This window comes from Marinococcus sp. LNSP9103-4, assembly GCF_056034345.1.
In genome coordinates this window covers 54,676-73,545 of sequence record NZ_JBQLIA010000005.1, presented here as the reverse complement: position 1 = coordinate 73,545, position 18,870 = coordinate 54,676, and the positions used below count along the sequence as shown (strand labels likewise).

The following is an 18,870-nucleotide window of genomic DNA, read 5'->3' as shown; positions in this document are numbered from 1 at the left end:
CTTTTACATTCGAGTAGGTACTTTTTCGTAACGGTTCATTAGACGGACAAACTGGTCGAACAGGTCGTTGGCATCGCTCGGTCCCGGGCATGCTTCCGGATGGTACTGAACGCTGAATGCCGGATATTCCCGGTGTTCGACGCCTTCAACTGTGCCATCGTTGACGTTGACATGCGTCAGGATCAGGTCCGTTCCCATCAGCGAATCCCGGTCCACCGTATAGCCATGGTTCTGGGAAGTTATATCCACCCGCCCGGTTTTTACCTGCTTGACCGGATGGTTGCCTCCGCGGTGGCCGAATTTAAGCTTGGACGAGGTGGCCCCGCAGGCGAGACTCAGCAGCTGATGTCCGAGACATATCCCAAACACCGGTACTTCCCCGATCAGGTTACGGAGCGTCTCCACGGCCTCCGGCACGTCTTCAGGATCTCCGGGGCCGTTACTGAGCATTACTCCGTCCGGGTTCAGGGCAAGCACTTCTTTCGCCGTGGCGTTGTATGGGAGCACAAACACATCGCAGCCGCGGCTGAGCAGATTCCGGGTGATGCCGTGTTTAGCCCCGTAATCCATCAGAACCACCCGTTTGCCGTTGCCGGGTGCATGATAGGCATTTTTCGTACTGACCCGGGACACCTGATCCCGGGGATCAATCCACTGCTGCAGCTCCCGGACGATTTCCTCTTCTTCCGCTTCTTCTGCGCACAGTCTGCCGCGCAGTGTACCGGCGGTCCGGATCATTTTCGTCAGGCGGCGTGTATCAATGCGGCACAGGCCGGGAATATCCTTTTCGTAAAGCCATTCGCTGAGCGTGCCGATGCTTCGGAAATTACTCGGGTGCGAAGCTGCTTCCTTGACGATCAGTCCGCCGGCAGAGGGATGCATCGTTTCGAAGTCATCCCGGTTAATACCGTAGTTGCCGATCAGCGGGTACGTCAGTGTCACCAGCTGATCGCAGTAGGACGGGTCGGATAAAATTTCCTGATAACCGGTCATTCCGGTGTTAAATACGACTTCCCCTACAGTTTCCCGTTCGCTTCCAATGCCTTCTCCGTGAAAAACTGCTCCATTTTCCAGTATTAATTTCCGCTTCATTGCTGCACCTCTTCCTTTTCATACACTGTCTTCCCGTCTACGATCGTGAGAACTGGCCAGCCCTTCAGCTTCCAGCCGGTAAATGGTGTGTTTTTTCCTTTTGACACAAATTGAGCAGGATCGACCGTTTCCTCGTCCTCCAGGTCTATGAGCGTCAGGTCTGCAGCAGCACCTGCGGTAAGCGTGCCGGCAGCGAGTCCGAACACTTTGGCCGGACGCCCTGTCATTGATGCGAGCAGATATTCCAGAGTACATACTCCGTTTAATACCAGTTCGTTATATAAAAGCGGAAAGGCCGTTTCAAACCCTGTAATGCCAAACGGAGCTTCGCTTATCGGCCGTGCCTTTTCTTCTGCAGCGTGAGGGGCGTGGTCGGTCGCTATAAAATCAATGGTCCCGTCGAGCCAGGCTTCAAGCAGCGCCTGCCGGTCGCCGCGGGAGCGAAGAGGCGGGTTCATTTTATAGTTCGTATCCACCTCCGGAATGTCGTCTTCGCTTAGCAGCAGATGATGTGGTGTGACTTCGGCTGTTACATGGATGCCGGCACGTTTTGCATCGCGGATCAGCCGCACAGATTCCTTCGTGCTCACGTGACATACGTGATAGTGGCAGCCGGCCGCTTCAGCAAGCAGAATGTCACGGGCGATATGAACGGATTCAGCTACCGCCGGTATGCCCTTGAGTCCGTTTTTTTCCGCAAACCTCCCGGCGTGCACGCTGCCGCCGTACACGAGCGTATTTTCTTCACAGTGCGCCACCACCGGCATATCGAGCGCTGCGGCGTCCTGCATGGCTTCGTACATGACAGAGGCATCCTGCACACCCACTCCGTCATCTGTAAAAGCAAAGGCCCCATGCTCTTTCAGAGCTTTCATGTTCGTACGTTCGGCCCCCTGCTGTTTTTCTGTGATGGAGGCGTAGGGAAGGACACGTACCACAGCCGTGGCTTCGATACGCTCATACAGCAGATCAAGCTTTCCTGCGGAGTCTGGCACCGGGTACGTGTTCGGCATTGGACAAACGGTAGTGAATCCGCCCTTCGCTGCCGCCTTTGTACCTGAATAAATCGTTTCTTTGTGCTCGCCTCCCGGCTCACGAAGATGCACATGCACGTCAACCAGGCCCGGACTGAGCAGCCTTCCTTTCGCATCGAGTACTACTTCAGCCTCCTCCGGCGCCCTGCCGATTTCCTGGATACGCCCATTTTCAATCAGTACATCCTGTGGTTCGATGGTTTCCCCGGAGGTGAACACCTGCGCATTGATAATCCATCCGTTCATTTCCAATCTCCTCCTTTAGCCTGTCTTAATACATGGTCAAGCACAGCCATCCGGATAAAAACACCGTTTGTCATCTGCTTGAATATTCTTGAGCGGCCGCCCTCCACGAGCTCGTCCGCGATCTCCACTCCCCGGTTGATCGGGGCCGGGTGCATAATAATGCTTTTATTGTTCATGCGCTGCGCACGCTCTATGGTGAGCCCGTATGCTTCGTGATAATCGTTCGGTCCGGCTATCAGCTGGACCGTATGCCGTTCATGCTGAATGCGGAGCATCATCATAACGTCCGCCACCTCCACCGCTTCATCCATTGGTATAAAGCGGCTGCTCATGGCTTCATCCATCCATTCTTTTGGTCCCGATACATATACCTTCGCTCCAAGACGCTCCAATACCTCCACGTTTGAACGGGCAACCCGGCTGTGCCGGATATCGCCGGCAATGACAACCTTCACGCCGGCAAACCGTCCAAATTCCTGCTGAATCGTCATTAAATCCAGAAACGACTGGGTCGGGTGGTGCCCACAGCCGTCCCCTCCATTAATAATGGGGATGCTGATAGAGTCCCGCAGTTCATCAAAGTACCGTTCCTGCTCGTGACGGATAACGACCACGTCAGCCCCAATGCTTTCGATTGTGCGCACCGTATCGTACAGACTCTCTCCCTTTTTTACGCTTGAGGTGGCAGCATCGAAGTGAAGAATTCCGAGACCGAGGTTCTGTTCGGCCGCTTCAAAGCTGAGCTTGGTCCGGGTGCTGGGCTCAAAAAATAAGTTCGCTGCGTACAACGGAAGGCTTTTCCGTTCCCGCTCCGTGTCTGCAAATGCATTCGCCCTCGCCAGCAGCTCATGGATCTGCCGCACATCCCATTCCTCCATCGTCAGCACGTGCTGGACTGCTGCTGTTTTTGAAGATTTCATATTCATCATCGTTTCCGCTCCTTTTTAAGCGCCTCGATCCTATATAAAAAACCCGGAGTCGGAAAGACTCCAGGTGTACGGGTATGAAGAAACGCCCCGCGCAGGATAGTCTGCTGACGGAAGTGTTTTCATGCCGTTCAACCTTGGATGTCTCTCTGTACTTCCTTAAAGGATGATCAAGCTGCCTTATTTTTTGAGGTAGATGTACTTACGGATTCAAACATCGACCGGTTGCCGTAGGAATCTTCCTTTCCCGGCAGCACTGCGTGCAGCACCATGCCGATCACGGTGGCAAGCGCCATGCTTGATATTTCAAAGTATTCCCCGATTTCGATGAACGCTCCTCCGATACCGGTCACCAGAATGACGGAGCTGATAATCAGGTTCCGCTTAATGCCGAGGTCAATGTTGTTATCAATCAGCATCCGGAGGCCGTTCGAGGCAATGATACCAAACAGCAGGATCGAAACGCCTCCCATTACGGCTCCGGGGATGCTTGCGATAAAGGCTTCCACCTTTCCGATAAATCCAAAGCTGATAGCAAGCACGGCGGCCCCGCCGATCACGTACACGCTGAATACGCGGGTGATGGCAAGCACTCCGATATTTTCCCCGTAGGTCGTGTTCGGCGGTCCCCCAAGCACGGCGGCAAACATGGTTGCCACCCCGTCGCCCATGATGGAACGGTGAAGCCCCGGGGACTTGAGGAAGTTTTTTTCCGCTACTTTGCTTAATACGAGCTGGTCGCCGATATGTTCAGCAATGGTCACCAGCGCAATCGGTGCCATGATCGCGATAACGCTCCAGCTCCAATCCGGGCTGTACGTGGCAAACGGTACGGAGAAATCCGGCACCTGAATCCAGGCAGCCTCTCCGATGGCGCCTGTATTTACCATTCCGGCAGCAAGCGCCGTCAAGTAGCCGCCTATAATGCCAAACAGCACGGGAATGATCCGGAAAAATCCTCGGAAGAATACCGAAGCGACAATGACAATTGCAAGTGTTACGGCGGCTACGCTCATATGGCGCATCGGTTCATTGTAGTTTCCGGTGTCTGCGTTGTAGTTCATCGACATTTCGATTGCTGTCGTCGCAAGGCCAAGGCCGATGACCATAATGACCGGGCCGACTACTACCGGCGGCAGAATGTTCATCAGCCAGCCTACACCGGCTTTTCGGATAACCAGCGCCGTAATGCCGTAAACAAGCCCTGCAGCGAGCGAGCCGAGCATAACGCCGCCCGGGCCCCCGATGGATAAAGCGGCAATGATTGGGAAAATAAAGGCGAATGACGAGCCGAGATAAGCCGGTATCTGTCCTTTGGTGATTGCCAGATAGGCAAGTGTTCCAAGACCGCTGGATACAAGAGCTACGGCTGGGCTGAGTCCTGTAAGCGCCGGCACGAGTATTGTTGACCCGAACATGGCGAACAGGTGCTGCAGGCTCAGAATCAGCCACGTAGCCGGGGCCGGTCGGGTCTGGATATGGATATCTTCGTTATTTTTCATGATAAACCTCCATTAATATTGGCATGGAGGGAAGAAACGCTTTCGTCTCATCCCTTTTTGAACTCACTGGTTCAAATTAAAGAGAAATCTTGTTACGCAGAATGGATACTCACCTGGTCTTCGCCGTCTTCTTCTGCCATGTTGACAGCGATAATTTCTTCCCGGGAGGTCGGTACGTTTTTGCCGATGTAGTCCGGTCGAACGGGAAGCTCCCGGTGCCCACGGTCCACGAGCACTGCCAGCTGAATCTGTGCCGGACGGCCGCTGTCCATCATGGCGTCCATGGCTGCCCGCACGGTCCGGCCGGTATATAACACATCGTCCACCAGAATCACTGTCTTTCCGGTAATCTCTCCGGGAAGCACAGCCCCGTGCAGCTCCGGCTCCTGGCTGTTATTGTTGTGGGATAAATCATCGCGGTACATCGTAATGTCCACTTCGCCAATCGGAATCGCGTTTCCTTCAATCCGTTCGATACTTTCCGCTAGCCGGTTGGCAATGTAAATGCCCCGCGTTTTGATTCCAACCAGGATACAGTCTTCCACGCCTTTGTTTCGTTCAATAATTTCGTGCGATACCCTCGTCAGAGCTCTCCGGATTGCCTGTTCATCCAAAAGCACCCGTTCCATCTGCACCATCCTCCTTTACTTCATAAAAAAAGCCCCCATCCCGTAAGGATGAGAGCTTGCGGATCCGGGCACATTCACCCGCAGGCCGGGTATTACACATACGCCGCCCTGGGTACTTCTGCGCTCAGTCACCACCTCTTCTCAGCCTCACGGGACTGTGTTAAAAAGGCATTCGTTTTTTTCGTTATTACGTATTATGACAGTCTTTTTTTGTGCGGTCAACTAGTTTTGTTAAGTTCATCAATAGCAGCCTGCATCTCCTCCGGCAGCTCCGCCTCCAATTCAATCCACTTTCCATTCACAGGATGCTCAAAGCGGAGCCGGTACGCATGTAGCGCCTGCCCCGGAAGAGAAAGAGTCTTTCGGCGTCCGTACTTCGGATCAGCGGCCACCGGATGGCCGATCTCGGCAAAATGCACACGGATCTGGTGCATCCGTCCGGTTTCGAGCTCACACTCCACAAATGTGTATTTGTGCCACCATTGGAGCACCTGAAAGTGAGTGACTGCCGGCTTCGAGTTTTCGCGCACCGCCGCCATTTTCTGACGGTCATGGGGATCACGGCCGATCGGCATATCAATTTTCCCTGTTTCGTGCGGCACCTCTCCGTGCACAATTGCTTTATATTTCCGCTCTATTTTCCGCTCCTTCATCTGAGCGGATAACTGCTCGTAAGCCTCAGGATGCTTGGCTGCTATAAGGAGGCCGGACGTATCCTTATCCAGGCGGTGAATCAGCCCTGCCCGGGCTTCGGGGTGGTCCTGCCATACCGGATAACGGTGCAGCAGCCCGTTCATCAATGTTCCGCGGGTGTGCCCCGGTGCCGGATGCACAACCATCCCCCTCGGTTTGTAAATCACCACCACATCGTCATCCTCATAGCGTATGTCAAGATCGATCTCTTCCGGCGTCATTTCTTCATGATTTTCTTCAGGTACAGTGACGTCGATCCGGTCGCCGGCCTGCAGCTTGTAATTATTTTTCACACGGCCGCCGTTGACTGTGACCCATCCCTCTTTCACCCATTGCTGAATGACTGAACGCGACTCTTCCAATTCGTCTGTCATCAAACGGTCGATTCTTGTTCCCTGCTCTTCTTCGTCAATAATTCGTGGATTCATGTGCTTCTTCCTTCTTTCGTGATCTTTCATCTAAAAACATACCGATAATCAACCAGATTACACCTACTGTCAGGGCAGCATCTGCAACGTTGAAAATAGGGTAATTATAAGCGAACAGGTAGACATCAACAAAATCTACAACTTCACCAAAAAGCATACGGTCAATGAAATTTCCAACAGCTCCTCCAAGAACGAGGGCCAGCGGGATGCCAAAAGTAAATGAGAGCGTACCATACTGCTGCATGTAATACACCACTACTGCTATCACGACGATCGTAATAATTAAGAAAAACCAGCGCTGCCCCTGCAGTATACCAAAGGCCGCTCCTGCGTTCCGGTGAGAGGTCAGATATAAAAAAGACGGGATCACTTCAATGCTTTCTCCAATGCGCATGGAGGCAGCTACTATGTATTTGGTTACCTGATCGAAAATAATAATCAGCGCAGCCAGCAGATAATGCCACTTAATGATTTTCATACGGACTCTTTCATCCTCTCTTGCGGTATGCGTTCCATCCTTAGCATTTTAGCATATATTCGCCGGTGCGAACAGCGCCCGGGTCGATCCTTCCGGGCTTTACGTTCCATAAAAAAAGAGCCCCTGCTAAAAAGGGGCTCCTCACATGCTATGACTGACTGACGTTCTCTTTTTGATGCATGACCGAGGCACAGCGGCTGCAGAGATCCGGATATGCCGGGTCTTCTCCCACCGTTTCGGTCACTTCCCAGCAGCGTTCGCAGCGTTCACCTTCCGCTGCTCCTACAACAACGCTTACTTCGTCGAGCTTCGCTGCTTCCGCCGGGGCCTCTGACGCTGAACCGGCAATTTCTGCCTTCGAAACAATAAATAGCGTTTTTAAACGGGTTACGCTCTGCAGCATATCCTTTACTTCCCCGTCTGCGTAGATATCTACCGAGGCTTCAAGCGACTTGCCAATCACTTTTTCTCCTCTCGCTGTCTCAAGGGCCTTTAATACATCGTCCCGGACATCCATGAGACGATCCCACTTCCTGCGGAGCTCTTCATCCTCTGTCGAACGGTCCGCCTGCGGCATATCCGTCAGTTGTACGCTGTCAGCTTCTGTTTGAGGGATGAATTCCCATACCTCTTCGGCCGTATGCGGAATGATCGGTGCGATCATCTGCACGAGAGCTGTTAACGTGTCATACAGCACCGTCTGCACAGCCCGGCGGCGGACATCGTCTTCATGCTCGACATAGAGCGTGTCCTTGGCGATATCAAGATAAAATGAGCTCAGATCCACGGTGCAGAAGTTGTGGAACGTTTGATAAACGTTCACAAACTGGTATTCTTCATAGCCGGCACGGATTTTTGCAACCAAATCCTGCAGGCGCAGATGCATATACTGATCAAGCTCGCTCCAGTCCGACGGCTCAACCCGGTGCTTATCCGGATCAAAATCGCTCAGGTTTCCGAGCATGAACCGGAACGTGTTACGGATCTTGCGGTACGCTTCAGCGATCTGCTTTAAAATGTTGTCCGAGAGCCGGTGATCCGCCTGATAGTCAACGCTCGACACCCAGAGCCTTAGAATATCTGCGCCGAGCTGCTTTGTGATGTCGTTTGGTGAAATTGTATTACCGAGCGATTTGCTCATTTTTTTGCCTTCTCCGTCCATCGTAAAGCCGTGGCTCAGTACGGAACGGTACGGCGCTTTTCCGGTAACCGCAACACTTGTTGTAAGAGAAGAGTTAAACCAGCCGCGGTACTGATCGGAGCCTTCAAGATACATATCAGCCGGACGCTGCAGAAGCGGAGATGCCTCAAGCACTGACTGATGGGACGAGCCGCTGTCGAACCAAACGTCCATAATATCCATTTCTCTTGTAAAAATGCCGTTTGGACTGTGTTCCGACGTAAAGCCTTCCGGCAGCAGATCGGCTGTCTCCCACTCAAACCATACGTTGGAGCCATGGCTGCGGAACAGCTCGGCTACGTGCTGGATGGTCTCATCGTTAATAAGCGCTTCGCCGTCCTCAGCATAAAAGACCGGAATTGGCACGCCCCAGGCACGCTGTCTTGAAATACACCAGTCGCCCCGGTCACGCACCATGTTGTACAGTCGCGTTTCTCCCCAAGCCGGAGTCCATGTCACCTGGCTGATTTCGTCTAAAAGCTCGCCCCGGATGTTTTCGATCGATGCAAACCACTGGTCAGTCGCCCGGTAAATCACCGGCTTTTTCGTTCTCCAGTCATGCGGATAAGAGTGGCTGAAGAAGTTCAGCTGCAAAAGCGCCCCGAGCTGATCGAGGTTATCCGTAATCGCTTTATTCGCCTTATCGTAAAACAGTCCTTCAAAGCCCGGGGCTTCGTCGGTAAATACTCCTTTATCGTCGACGGGACAAAGTGTTTCCAGACCGTACTGCTGTCCTACCACAAAGTCTTCCTCCCCGTGGCCCGGAGCTGTGTGCACGCAGCCGGTACCTGCATCAAGCGTTACGTGATCGCCGAGAATGACGAGGGAATCCCGGCCGTAAATAGGGTGCTCGGCCATGACGTATTCCAGATCGCTGCCCTTCATGCGCTTTGTAATCTCATAGCCGTCCCACTCAAGCTTTTGTTCAAGCTCCTCTAGCAGTCCTTCGGCTACAACATACTTTTCTCCATTCGCCTTCACGACGACGTAGTCAAGCTCTGGATGAACAGTGATCGCCAGGTTTGCCGGGATCGTCCACGGAGTCGTCGTCCAGATGATAAATTTTTCATCGCCCTCGAGAACGTCCTTGCCGTCTTTAACCGCAAACGACACGTAAATCGACGGAGAGCGCATATCGTGGTATTCGATCTCTGCTTCTGCCAGGGCCGATTCCGAGGATGGCGACCAGTAGACCGGTTTTTTGCCTTTATAAATATGGCCGCGCTTGGCCATTTCGCCGAATACCTGGATCTGCTGGGCTTCGTATTCATGATGCATCGTCACATATGGGTTCTCCCAATCGCCTCTTACTCCGAGACGTTTAAACTGCTCCCGCTGCCGGTCAATTTGTTTTTCCGCATATTCTTCACACGCGGCACGGAACTCAGCTGTCGTCATTTTTTTCCGGTCGACTTTTTTGTTTTTCGAAAGCGCCGTTTCTATCGGAAGCCCGTGAACATCCCAGCCCGGCACGTACGGCGCATGGTAGCCTGTCATTGATTTATAGCGGACGATAAAGTCCTTGAGTACTTTATTCAGAGCGTGCCCCATATGGATATCCCCGTTGGCATAGGGAGGTCCGTCGTGCAGCACAAACAGCGGGCGGCCTTCAGTGCGGGCCTGCACCTGCTCATAGATGTCCTGCTCGTTCCACATTTTCTGGCGTTCCGGTTCTTTATTTGGCAGATTGCCGCGCATTGGAAATTTGGTTTTTGGCATTAACAGCGATTCTTTGTAACTCATTTCCGCATCCTCCTTTTTTTCTTACAACAAAAAGAGCCATTCGGAGCCCCTGTGCATAGGGGCGAGAATGACTCGCGGTACCACCCTGATGAGCGCAGGAGGCCATACGGCTCCCTGCCTGTCTCTTCATTGGCAATAACGGCTTTTTCAAAGCCGCCTTAACTTACTGCTTTGTTCAGTTAAGGAACTCCGGGGTGATAACAAAAATGCCCTGGTTCTGCGCTTACACCAACCGCAGATCGCTGAGACCGGTACATTACTGCCTGCTCCCCTTCAACGTTTATCGAATATGATATTGCAAAAGTATAATCTAGTTGCTGGTGTTAGTCAAGACGTTCGCCGTCGCCTGCATAAACGTCCGCCTCAGCCGGTTCTTCCTCGGAAAGATTCAGCCATTCATCCGAATGAAGCATTTCCATCTGGGCTTCGAGCAGCATTTTAAATTTAGTCTGGTAAACAGAAGCCTGCTTTTTCAATTCTTCAATTTCAAGCTCGATCCGGCGGGATTTGTTCAGGGCATCGTTGATAATCCGGTCCGCATTTTTCTCCGCTTCCTTCACCGTCAGCTGCCCTTCCTTCTCGGCATTTTTCCGCACTTCTTCTGCCGATTCCTGGGCTACATAAATCGACTTGTTCAGCGTTTCTTCAATGCTTGAGAAATGATTAATCCGGTCTTCGAGCTCTTTTGTACGGTCATACAGCTCGTCACGTTCACGAATCACATCTTCAAAATCCTTAATGAGCTGCTTTAAAAAATCGTTTACTTCATCTTCGTCGTATCCCCGGAAACCTCTTGTGAATTCCTTATTATGAATATCCAGTGGTGTTAAAGGCAAAGTCTTTCACCCTTTCTACAATTCAAGTATGTATACCGGCCCGAAAGCCTGCTGCCTTTTACTGCATTCGCGGCGAAAAAGGCAGTTCCTTCCTTCAAAAGAAAAAAAGTTATTTCTTTCTTTTCTGCTCTTTAATTCCGTACACAATCCGCTGCTTATCTTTTTTCGTGCGTCCGAGCACCTCCATCAATTTGGAGCGGCCAAGCCCGCGTACCGAAACATAATCCCCGGGGCGCAGCATATAGGAGGACTGGTCGACCTTTTTCCAGTTCACGCGCACCTTCGCTTTTTCTATGAATGGGAGCGTTTTGCTTCTTGAAAGCCGGTATGCTTCTGCCATAAATGTATCAAGCCGAAGCGAAGAAACCGTCGTTTCGCGTTCCACCCACTGCTCTTCTATCGGCAGCATAGCGGAAAACGGTTTTTCCACCGGCGTTACGGAAACGTTGGCGATTTTGGGAAGGTTCAGCTCAATATAGCTGCGGACTTCGGCAGCTGCTACGAATTGAAAGCATCCTTCCCCTTCCAGAATATCACCGAACTTCTCCCGTTTTAACCCGATGCCCATCAGGGCCCCGAGAACATCCTTGTGTTCAAGAGAAGCGAATTTCTGCGGATAGGATATTTCAAACAATATCAGCTGAAAATCCTCCTGCTCCGGCTGTTCGTAAAACGGGTAAATCAGCGCCCGCTTTCGCTCAGCATCATCGTTTCCCCCGGCAAAAGCATAATGGACAGTTTCATCTTTTCCGATGACTGACGCTAAAATATCCCGCTCCCGCGGATCAAGAAAATCGGTCAGCCGTCTTTCGAAGTTTGTTTCCACTGCTTCTTTCCAGTCTGATGCCTGTTCCACCCAGGCTCTTTCTTCCGGCCGGAAGTGTTCGAGCATATTCATGTTGTATTCACCTCAATTAGAACAACGCCCCGGCATTGAAAAACAGCGCCCGGATGCCGGATTCTGCAAAAAAGAGTACGATGATTGCCACAATCGGCGAAATATCAAGCGGGCCGAGCGGCGGAATAAATCGGCGGAACGGCTCCAAATACGGTTCACAAATCGAACCGATAAACTGGCCGATCGTAGATTCTCTCGCGTTCGGGAACCAGGACATGAAAATATATACAATTAACACAATCCGGTAAATACTGATTAAACTAATCAGCAAAGAACCTATAAGCTGCATAATCTCTCTCCTTTCTGTCTAATAATGTTCATCCCGTTCGGACATAATATCTGTAATAGCTCCAGAAATATCCACATTGTCAGGTGCGCAGAAAAAGATGTGGCTGCCAACCTTCTGAATGTCCCCGCCGATGGCATAGACAGTACCGCTTAAAAAATCAACGATACGCCGCCCCTGCTCCTTTGGCACCCGCTGCAGATTAATGATCACTGCTTTCCGGCTGCACAGGTGATCGGCGATATCCTGCACTTCTTCGTAGCTGCGCGGCTCTAAAAGCATCACCTTCGAGGACTTCTGTACACTCTGCAGGCTCACCACGTTGCTCGGCGCTGCCCCCTGCCTGTTTTCATACTGGGCATATTGTTCTTCTTCAGAAAGAGGAACCTCCTGTTCGACCACATCGTCGTCCATTTCAAAAAAACGCCGGAACTTCGAACGCAAACTCATCTTCTCCTCTCCTTTTTACACAGAGATACCAGCTGTTTTGTTACTTAACGCCGGATTCTTTTATTCACCTACAAGCGAAGTACCGAGACGAATATGAGTAGCGCCTTCCTCAACAGCTACCATATAATCGTTGGACATTCCCATGGACAAATAACCGCAGGGAGCATGCGCCCAGTTTTTTTCCTGGATACGCCTGCGCATCTCATTCATCTGCCGAAAAACCGGGCGGGTTTTTTCAGCGTCCTCTTCAAATGGAGCGAGTGTCATTAATCCTACGATCCGAAGGCCGGGAAGTTTCACCAGTGATTCGATAAACGGCTCCACTTCCTGAAGCCCAAGCCCTGCTTTGCTCTCTTCCCCGGAGACATTCACCTGCACAAAGCATTCGGTGACTGTTTCCCCAGAGCGTTTATTGATTTCCTCTGCCAGGCTCCAGCGGTCCAGCGAATGAATGTATGCACACTTGCCGATGATCTTTTTCGCTTTTTTTGACTGCAGGGTGCCGATAAAATGAATATCCGCCCGTCCGGAAACAGCTTCGTATTTTTCAAGAGCTCCTTCCACACGGTTTTCCCCCAAATTGGTTATTCCAGCTTCTACTGCCTCTACCGCCCGCTCCGGAGACACGTACTTTGTAACAGCAATGCATGTCACATCCTCCGGGTCCCGGCCGGATGTTTCACAGGCGAGGCTGATGTTACGCTTTATCACTTTCCAGTTGGATTCCACCGTGTTCAAAGTGCAGCATCCTCCCTGTCTATATAATATAGATATAACTCATCATTCGTCCAGTTTTCCCGTTCTCACGACGGTGGGAGAAAAACAGTTTTTCTTCAGCATAAGTACAGTAACCGCTGACAGCAATACGTTCAGGCGGCAGGCCTGCCTGTTCAAGCAGGAGTTTGTTGGCTGTTTTTAAATCAAGCGCGTACCGCCCGTTTGCCTTTTGGACCCACGGCTTTCCGCTGGAAAAATCCTGTTGATTCTTAAGCGCTGAGAGAACTGTTTCATCCACTTCATAATTAGCTCCGGATATAGCCGGGCCAATGGCGGCATATATTTGTTCAGGCGGGATGCCTTTATCTGCAAAAGCCCGGATCATTCCAGCTCCGATGCCAGCTGCAGTGCCTTTCCATCCTGCGTGGGCGAGCCCTGCAACCCCGGAGTTTTCTGCATAAAAGAACAGAGGAACGCAGTCAGCATAAAAACTGACAAGCGTTACTTCCTTTGATTGGGTAATCATGCCGTCAGCTTCTGCCACAGAGGTTTCCCTCTGCTCACTTCCTTTGCCGGCGTCATTGCGGCCGACTTCTACGATACGGCTGCCGTGCACCTGTTCTTCAGCAGTCCAGGTAGAAAAGGGCCGCCCGATATGTTCGGCAGTGATCATACGGTTGTTTATCGTTATATTCCTGTCTTCCCCTACATGAAAAGCTGTGTTACGACTCTCGTAGGGAGGCTTTCCCGAACCGTTTACTCTTGTGGTAAAGCCGGCGGCCACTGCTTTGCTGTTCATTTCCAGCTCGAGAATGCCGTTTGTTAAAAGGTGAAACGGCTCAGGCTGCATGCCATCACGACCCTTCTGCTTATTGATCAATTATACGGCTTCATATAGATTACCTCAGCCTTAGCGAAGAAAAGCGGGCCGTATCCGGCCCGCTTTTTTCTTCTATCACCTGCCCGCGCTTAACGACGGCGCCGGTTGCGCAGGAACGTTGGAATATCGAGTCCTTCATCTTCTTCCTGTCCATCTCTGGACGGTTCGTTTTCAGATACAGGCTCTTCCTTCCAATCCTGCTGAGGCGCAGGCTGCTGTGGCTGCTGCGGCGCCTGCTGTCTTGTCGGCTGCTGACGGGAAACAGTCTGGCGGCCTCCGCCGCGCGTCCCCTGCGCACTCCGCTGATCCTCACTATCCTGAAACCCTGTAGCAATTACTGTAACTACGATTTCGTCCTTCAGGTTCTCGTTAATAACCGAGCCAAAGATCATATTAACATCCGTGTCCGACGCTTCAGATACGATCTCAGCTGCTTCGTGCACTTCAAACAGGCTCAGGTTGGATCCGCCGGTAATGTTCATCAGCACGCCCTGAGCGCCCTCCACGGACGTTTCAAGAAGCGGACTTGATATGGCTTTTTTCGCCGCTTCCACAGCACGGTTTTCTCCGGTGGATATACCAATACCCATCAACGCAGATCCTTTTTCGCTCATGATCGTTTTTACGTCGGCAAAGTCAAGGTTAATAAGCCCTGGTACCGCGATCAGGTCACTAATGCCCTGGACGCCCTGGCGAAGAACATTATCCGCTTCACGGAACGCTTCAAGCATCGGTGTGCTTTTATCCACAATTTCAAGCAGACGGTCGTTTGGAATAACAATCAGCGTATCCACTTTTTCCTTTAAAGAAGAAATTCCGTTGGAGGACTGCACCGCACGCTTTTTACCTTCAAATGTAAACGGGCGTGTAACGACGCCTACGGTAAGTGCCCCAATTTCTTTGGCTACTTCAGCAATAACGGGAGCAGCACCTGTGCCTGTGCCGCCGCCCATACCGGCTGTAATAAATACCATATCAGCACCGGTCAGCGCTTCTTCGAGCTGCTCTTTGCTTTCTTCTGCAGCTTTTTTACCAATTTCGGGGTTCGCTCCAGCCCCCAGGCCTCTTGTCAGCTTTCCGCCTAATTGAAGCTTTGTTTCTGCTTCTGATAATTTCAGCGCCTGAGCGTCTGTGTTTACCGCAATAAATTCTACTCCCTGTAAACCGTTCTCAATCATACGGTTCACAGCGTTCGAACCGCCACCGCCGACACCGATGACTTTAATCTGGGCTAGCTGGTCCATATCCATTTCAAATTCCAACATATGTGGTCCTCCTATATAGTCGTTTTATCCTTCGTTACTTATTCAAAGAAAGATTTAAATACGCTTCGCATACGCTCTTTAAATCCAGGCTCCTCCGGATCTTTTTCTTTCGTCCGGTTTTGCTGGCGCGTGTTTGAACCATTACGGTAATTAGCTTCTCCTGCTGAAGCCGGGCGGTCTGATTCTGCATACTTCTCAGAGCGGCCCGCTGCTACAACGGACTCCTCTCCACTATGAACCTTCATGCTTTTATATGCAAATTCAATCAAGCCGATACTGGCTGTATACGTAGGTTCACGTACGCCGATGTAGTCCGGCATTGCAAGACGGACGTGCTGCTTCCAAATGTCCTGGGCAAGCTCGAGCGTCCCCGGCATCATGACCGCACCTCCGGTTAATACATACCCGCCCGGAAGATCATGATAACCCATGCGGTTGATTTCCTGCTGCACTAATGTAAGAATCTCTTCCATTCTCGGTTCAATAATTTCTGCCAGTTCGAGCTGCGTGAATTTTTTCTGATCATTATTTCCAAGCGTCTGAATGGAAAATGACAAATCATCAGAAGCATCATCAATAAAGGCATGACCATGCTCAAGCTTCAGGCGCTCGGCCTCTTCAGCGGTCGTTCTGATACCGACAGAAATATCATTTGATATATGGCTGCCGCCAATCGGAAGAAAGGACATTGTCTGCAGCTGGCCTTCCTGGAATACAGAGACCGTCGTCGAGCCGCCGCCAATATCAATTAAGGCTACTCCAAGAGAACGCTCGTCCTTTGAAACAGCTACACTCCCTGAAGCCAACGGCTGAAGAACAATGTCTGCAATTTCCAGTCCTGCTCGCTCCACACAGCGTAGTAGGTTATGTAAAGCGGTTTTAGCTCCTGTAATAATAGTGCCTTCCATCTCCAGACGGGTACCGAGCATGCCGCGCGGATCTTTAATTCCATCCATTCCGTCTACAATAAACTGGGCTGGAATAATATCAATAATTTCTCTGTCGGGAGGAATACTCATCACATGTGCCGCATCGATTACTCTTTCTACATCCTCATCCTGAATTTCACGATCGGTGCTTGATACGGCCACTATTCCATTACACGCCCGCATTTCCACCTGATTACCATTAATTCCTACAATGACCTGCTTTACTTCTAAATCAACCATTCGTTCCGCCTGGTCCACGGCCTCTTTAATCGCTTTAACCGTTTCATCGATATCGACGATCGCACCTTTTCTCATGCCGATAGACGGCGCCCGGCCGACTCCGATAATTTTCAAGGCACCACCGCTCATATCTCCGATAATCGCTCGGACAGACGATGTGCCGACATCAAGACTGACATACAAATTTTCACTGTTCAAGGTTGGGCACCCCCTTATAGATCTATTTTCGTTTCGGTTTTACAGTTGTTTTGCGCTTTATATTTCCATACGCACCAGAATTTTTCCGGTTGCGCTTCCATTAATAATATGCGGCAGTATTTTTGTTTAGGTTAAGAAAATACGCCTTCTTTTCAGTCTACAACAACTATCTTCAATGGAAAAGGCAATTTTCAAACAATATTCATTCTTTTATTGGTCAGTTCCATTGGCGCTATCGTTTTCTTCTGTATCAGAAGTTCCGTTTTCTGCCCCTTCAGGAGTATCATTTCCTTCAATGAAGCTTTCCTCAGGCATTTCCTGCGTGCCTTCCATTTCTTCCCCAGAGCCTTCCTCCGGGTCTGCTGCTTCAAAATAAGGCGCCCTCATCATATAAAGCACCCCGTTTTGGCTGGGATCAATATTTCTTGCAATGGATGGATACGAGCCCATATACTCCGAGAATCCAGATACAGAACTGCGGACCTCAAGACCGTCGTTCATGTAAAGAGTGATATTATCCTCCTCATTTTCAGAAGGATCGAAATATACTTCTGAAATCCGGTTGGTCACCCCTTCACCTAAATTCCCAAGTTCCTCTGCGAACGCTTCAAGTCTTTCTTCTTTCTCAAAATTCTGCAGAAGCGGCGCATCTGCCGGAAGTTCGCTGCTTACGTTATCTGTAAGCTCGTAGCCGTTCTCAAGCACCGGGGCATAAGCGCCTTCAACCTGCGTATAAGCAACTTTTTCATACTCAGTAACCTCAATGTTTACCGTCGCCGGCCACGACCTCGTCACCTCTGCTTCTTGAATTTCCGGCAGCTTCTCTACATTATTTTTAATCACGCTTCTGTCCATTTCCCAGATATTTGTTCCGATCTGGGCCCCGCTTTCTTCTTTAATAACCTGTTTTTCTGTGAATTGGGCTCCGCTCGCTTCAATACTGCGGATATGACTTAACGGAGATTGAAAATAGATAACCAGTCCGATCAATACAAAAAATACAGCCAGATAGATAAACAGCCGGCGCCGCGATTTTTGCCGGCGCTGCTCCTTTAAACTGGGGTGATGCTCTTCGAGCGAGACCAGTTTGCCATCATTCGGCTTTCTCACACCGCAGTCCTCCTCTGTTTCCCCGCTTATCAGCTGTCGGCTGATCTTTTGTTTACAATTTCCACTTCGGTTTCAAGCTCAATGCCGTAAGCTTCTTTCACGGAGGAACGGGCTTTTTCAATTAATGCCAGCACATCAGATGCTTTGGCTTCCCCTGTGTTAACAATAAAGTTTGCATGAAGCTCTGATATCTGCGCCCCGCCGATCACGTGACCTTTTAACCCGAGGTTTTCTATAAGCTCACCGGCGTGGTCAGGCAGAGGATTCCGGAACACGCTGCCGGCACAGGGGTGCGCCCAGGGCTGCGTCTCTCTTCTGTACTGTTTGTATTCCTGCATTTCTTTAAAGATGACGTCTTTTTCCCCCTGCTCAAGCTTGAGCCTGGCAGCAACACATATCCCTTTATCCGACTGGAGCCTGGAGGTGCGGTAGGCAAATCCCATTTCTTCATTAGGAATCCATTCCATTGTTCCATCCGGAAATAAAATTAACGCTTCTATTAACACCTTTGACATGTCAGAGCCGTGGGCGCCTGCATTCATAAATACTGCGCCACCGACACTCCCCGGGATGCCCCCGGCAAACTCCATGCCTCCGTATCCGTCCCGGCTTAAAATCGTAGCGAGCCGGACTAATGGATAGCCCGCTTCCACCGTGACTATACCGTTATCGTTTTCCATATTGGCAAGCTTCGTGCCAAATTTTATTACTACGCCTTCAATCCCCTCATCATCCACCAGCAGATTTGATCCACGGCCGATGGCACGCCATGGAAGGTTTTCCTCCTGAATCCATTTCATGGCGTTTTCCAGTTCTTTCACGCTTGTCGGCTCCACCAGCCAGTCCGCCGGCCCACCGATTTTCCAAGTCGTATGCTTCGCCAGTGGTTCATCTTTCAGTACTTTGCCAAAGTCTTCGAAGTTCCATGCTGATTCCGCCTCTTGTCCCATACGATCCCCTCCTGTTTATTCAATTGTTTATTTCAGGCTCCCTGGATTCCATTACATTTTTTGTTTGTTTTTGTATATTTTCTTTTTAAAGAATGCATCATTCGATCCATTCCTGAAACCACCTTTTAAAGGTAGCTTCAGGAGTGTAGCAAAGCTGCAC

Annotated in this window: 18 protein-coding genes and 1 other annotated feature; all 18 genes read right to left on the bottom strand. The window is 50.7% G+C overall.

Translation table 11 applies throughout. From position 1 onward, the window contains the following. Positions 1–3 precede the first annotated feature (3 nt). Complete coding sequence (locus ACTRXG_RS05245) at positions 4–1,092, bottom strand: carbamoyl phosphate synthase small subunit (protein WP_474284246.1); 1,089 nt, start codon at positions 1,090–1,092, stop codon at positions 4–6. Beyond that, positions 1,089–2,372 (bottom strand): dihydroorotase, encoded by a 1,284-nt coding sequence (locus tag ACTRXG_RS05240; protein WP_474284245.1) that lies wholly within the window; start codon positions 2,370–2,372, stop codon positions 1,089–1,091. Before ACTRXG_RS05240 ends, ACTRXG_RS05245 begins: the two co-directional genes overlap by 4 nt. Further along, positions 2,369–3,292 (bottom strand): aspartate carbamoyltransferase catalytic subunit, encoded by a 924-nt coding sequence (locus ACTRXG_RS05235; RefSeq protein WP_474260826.1) that lies wholly within the window; start codon positions 3,290–3,292, stop codon positions 2,369–2,371. The genes ACTRXG_RS05240 and ACTRXG_RS05235 overlap by 4 nt, the downstream gene beginning before the upstream one ends. Before the next feature lie 176 nt (positions 3,293–3,468). Next, complete coding sequence (locus ACTRXG_RS05230) at positions 3,469–4,800, bottom strand: solute carrier family 23 protein (RefSeq protein WP_474280360.1); 1,332 nt, start codon at positions 4,798–4,800, stop codon at positions 3,469–3,471. 92 nt (positions 4,801–4,892) lie between these two features. Then, entirely contained in the window at positions 4,893–5,429 is a 537-nt protein-coding gene (pyrR, locus tag ACTRXG_RS05225; RefSeq protein WP_022792708.1) for a bifunctional pyr operon transcriptional regulator/uracil phosphoribosyltransferase PyrR, read from the bottom strand. Between the two features lie 218 nt (positions 5,430–5,647). Continuing rightward, positions 5,648–6,550, bottom strand: a complete 903-nt coding sequence (locus ACTRXG_RS05220; RefSeq protein WP_474284244.1) for an RluA family pseudouridine synthase — start codon at positions 6,548–6,550, stop codon at positions 5,648–5,650. Then, positions 6,531–7,028: a signal peptidase II gene (lspA, locus tag ACTRXG_RS05215; RefSeq protein ID WP_474260396.1), complete on the bottom strand. Its 498-nt coding sequence runs from the start codon at positions 7,026–7,028 to the stop codon at positions 6,531–6,533. Before lspA ends, ACTRXG_RS05220 begins: the two co-directional genes overlap by 20 nt. Before the next feature lie 148 nt (positions 7,029–7,176). Further along, complete coding sequence (gene ileS, locus ACTRXG_RS05210; RefSeq protein WP_474260394.1) at positions 7,177–9,951, bottom strand: isoleucine--tRNA ligase; 2,775 nt, start codon at positions 9,949–9,951, stop codon at positions 7,177–7,179. A 54-nt stretch (positions 9,952–10,005) separates the two neighbouring features. Continuing rightward, positions 10,006–10,237: a binding site (T-box leader), on the bottom strand. A 37-nt stretch (positions 10,238–10,274) separates the two neighbouring features. Beyond that, a complete protein-coding gene (locus ACTRXG_RS05205; protein ID WP_474260392.1) occupies positions 10,275–10,787 on the bottom strand; it encodes a DivIVA domain-containing protein in 513 nt (170 codons plus the stop codon). Between the two features lie 109 nt (positions 10,788–10,896). Further along, positions 10,897–11,685, bottom strand: a complete 789-nt coding sequence (locus tag ACTRXG_RS05200; RefSeq protein WP_322524610.1) for a YlmH family RNA-binding protein — start codon at positions 11,683–11,685, stop codon at positions 10,897–10,899. A 16-nt stretch (positions 11,686–11,701) separates the two neighbouring features. Further along, positions 11,702–11,974 carry a YggT family protein gene (locus tag ACTRXG_RS05195; protein WP_022792702.1) on the bottom strand — a complete coding sequence of 91 codons (273 nt, stop codon included), beginning with the start codon at positions 11,972–11,974 and terminating at the stop codon, positions 11,702–11,704. 18 nt (positions 11,975–11,992) lie between these two features. Next, a complete protein-coding gene (locus tag ACTRXG_RS05190) occupies positions 11,993–12,421 on the bottom strand; it encodes a cell division protein SepF (protein ID WP_474260390.1) in 429 nt (142 codons plus the stop codon). A gap of 60 nt (positions 12,422–12,481) precedes the next feature. Beyond that, positions 12,482–13,159 carry a YggS family pyridoxal phosphate-dependent enzyme gene (locus ACTRXG_RS05185; RefSeq protein ID WP_474260388.1) on the bottom strand — a complete coding sequence of 226 codons (678 nt, stop codon included), beginning with the start codon at positions 13,157–13,159 and terminating at the stop codon, positions 12,482–12,484. A gap of 19 nt (positions 13,160–13,178) precedes the next feature. After that, positions 13,179–14,018, bottom strand: coding sequence for a peptidoglycan editing factor PgeF (gene pgeF / locus ACTRXG_RS05180; protein WP_474284243.1), 840 nt, complete (start codon positions 14,016–14,018; stop codon positions 13,179–13,181). 89 nt (positions 14,019–14,107) lie between these two features. Continuing rightward, the gene (ftsZ, locus tag ACTRXG_RS05175) at positions 14,108–15,283 is read right to left on the bottom strand and encodes a cell division protein FtsZ (RefSeq protein WP_091610216.1); all 1,176 of its coding nucleotides are present in this window, start codon (positions 15,281–15,283) and stop codon (positions 14,108–14,110) included. Between the two features lie 38 nt (positions 15,284–15,321). Beyond that, positions 15,322–16,650, bottom strand: a complete 1,329-nt coding sequence (gene ftsA / locus ACTRXG_RS05170; RefSeq protein ID WP_322524604.1) for a cell division protein FtsA — start codon at positions 16,648–16,650, stop codon at positions 15,322–15,324. A gap of 210 nt (positions 16,651–16,860) precedes the next feature. Further along, positions 16,861–17,760 carry a cell division protein FtsQ/DivIB gene (locus tag ACTRXG_RS05165; protein ID WP_474284242.1) on the bottom strand — a complete coding sequence of 300 codons (900 nt, stop codon included), beginning with the start codon at positions 17,758–17,760 and terminating at the stop codon, positions 16,861–16,863. A 29-nt stretch (positions 17,761–17,789) separates the two neighbouring features. Then, positions 17,790–18,710 (bottom strand): UDP-N-acetylmuramate dehydrogenase, encoded by a 921-nt coding sequence (murB, locus tag ACTRXG_RS05160; protein WP_474284241.1) that lies wholly within the window; start codon positions 18,708–18,710, stop codon positions 17,790–17,792. Positions 18,711–18,870: the final 160 nt, after the last annotated feature.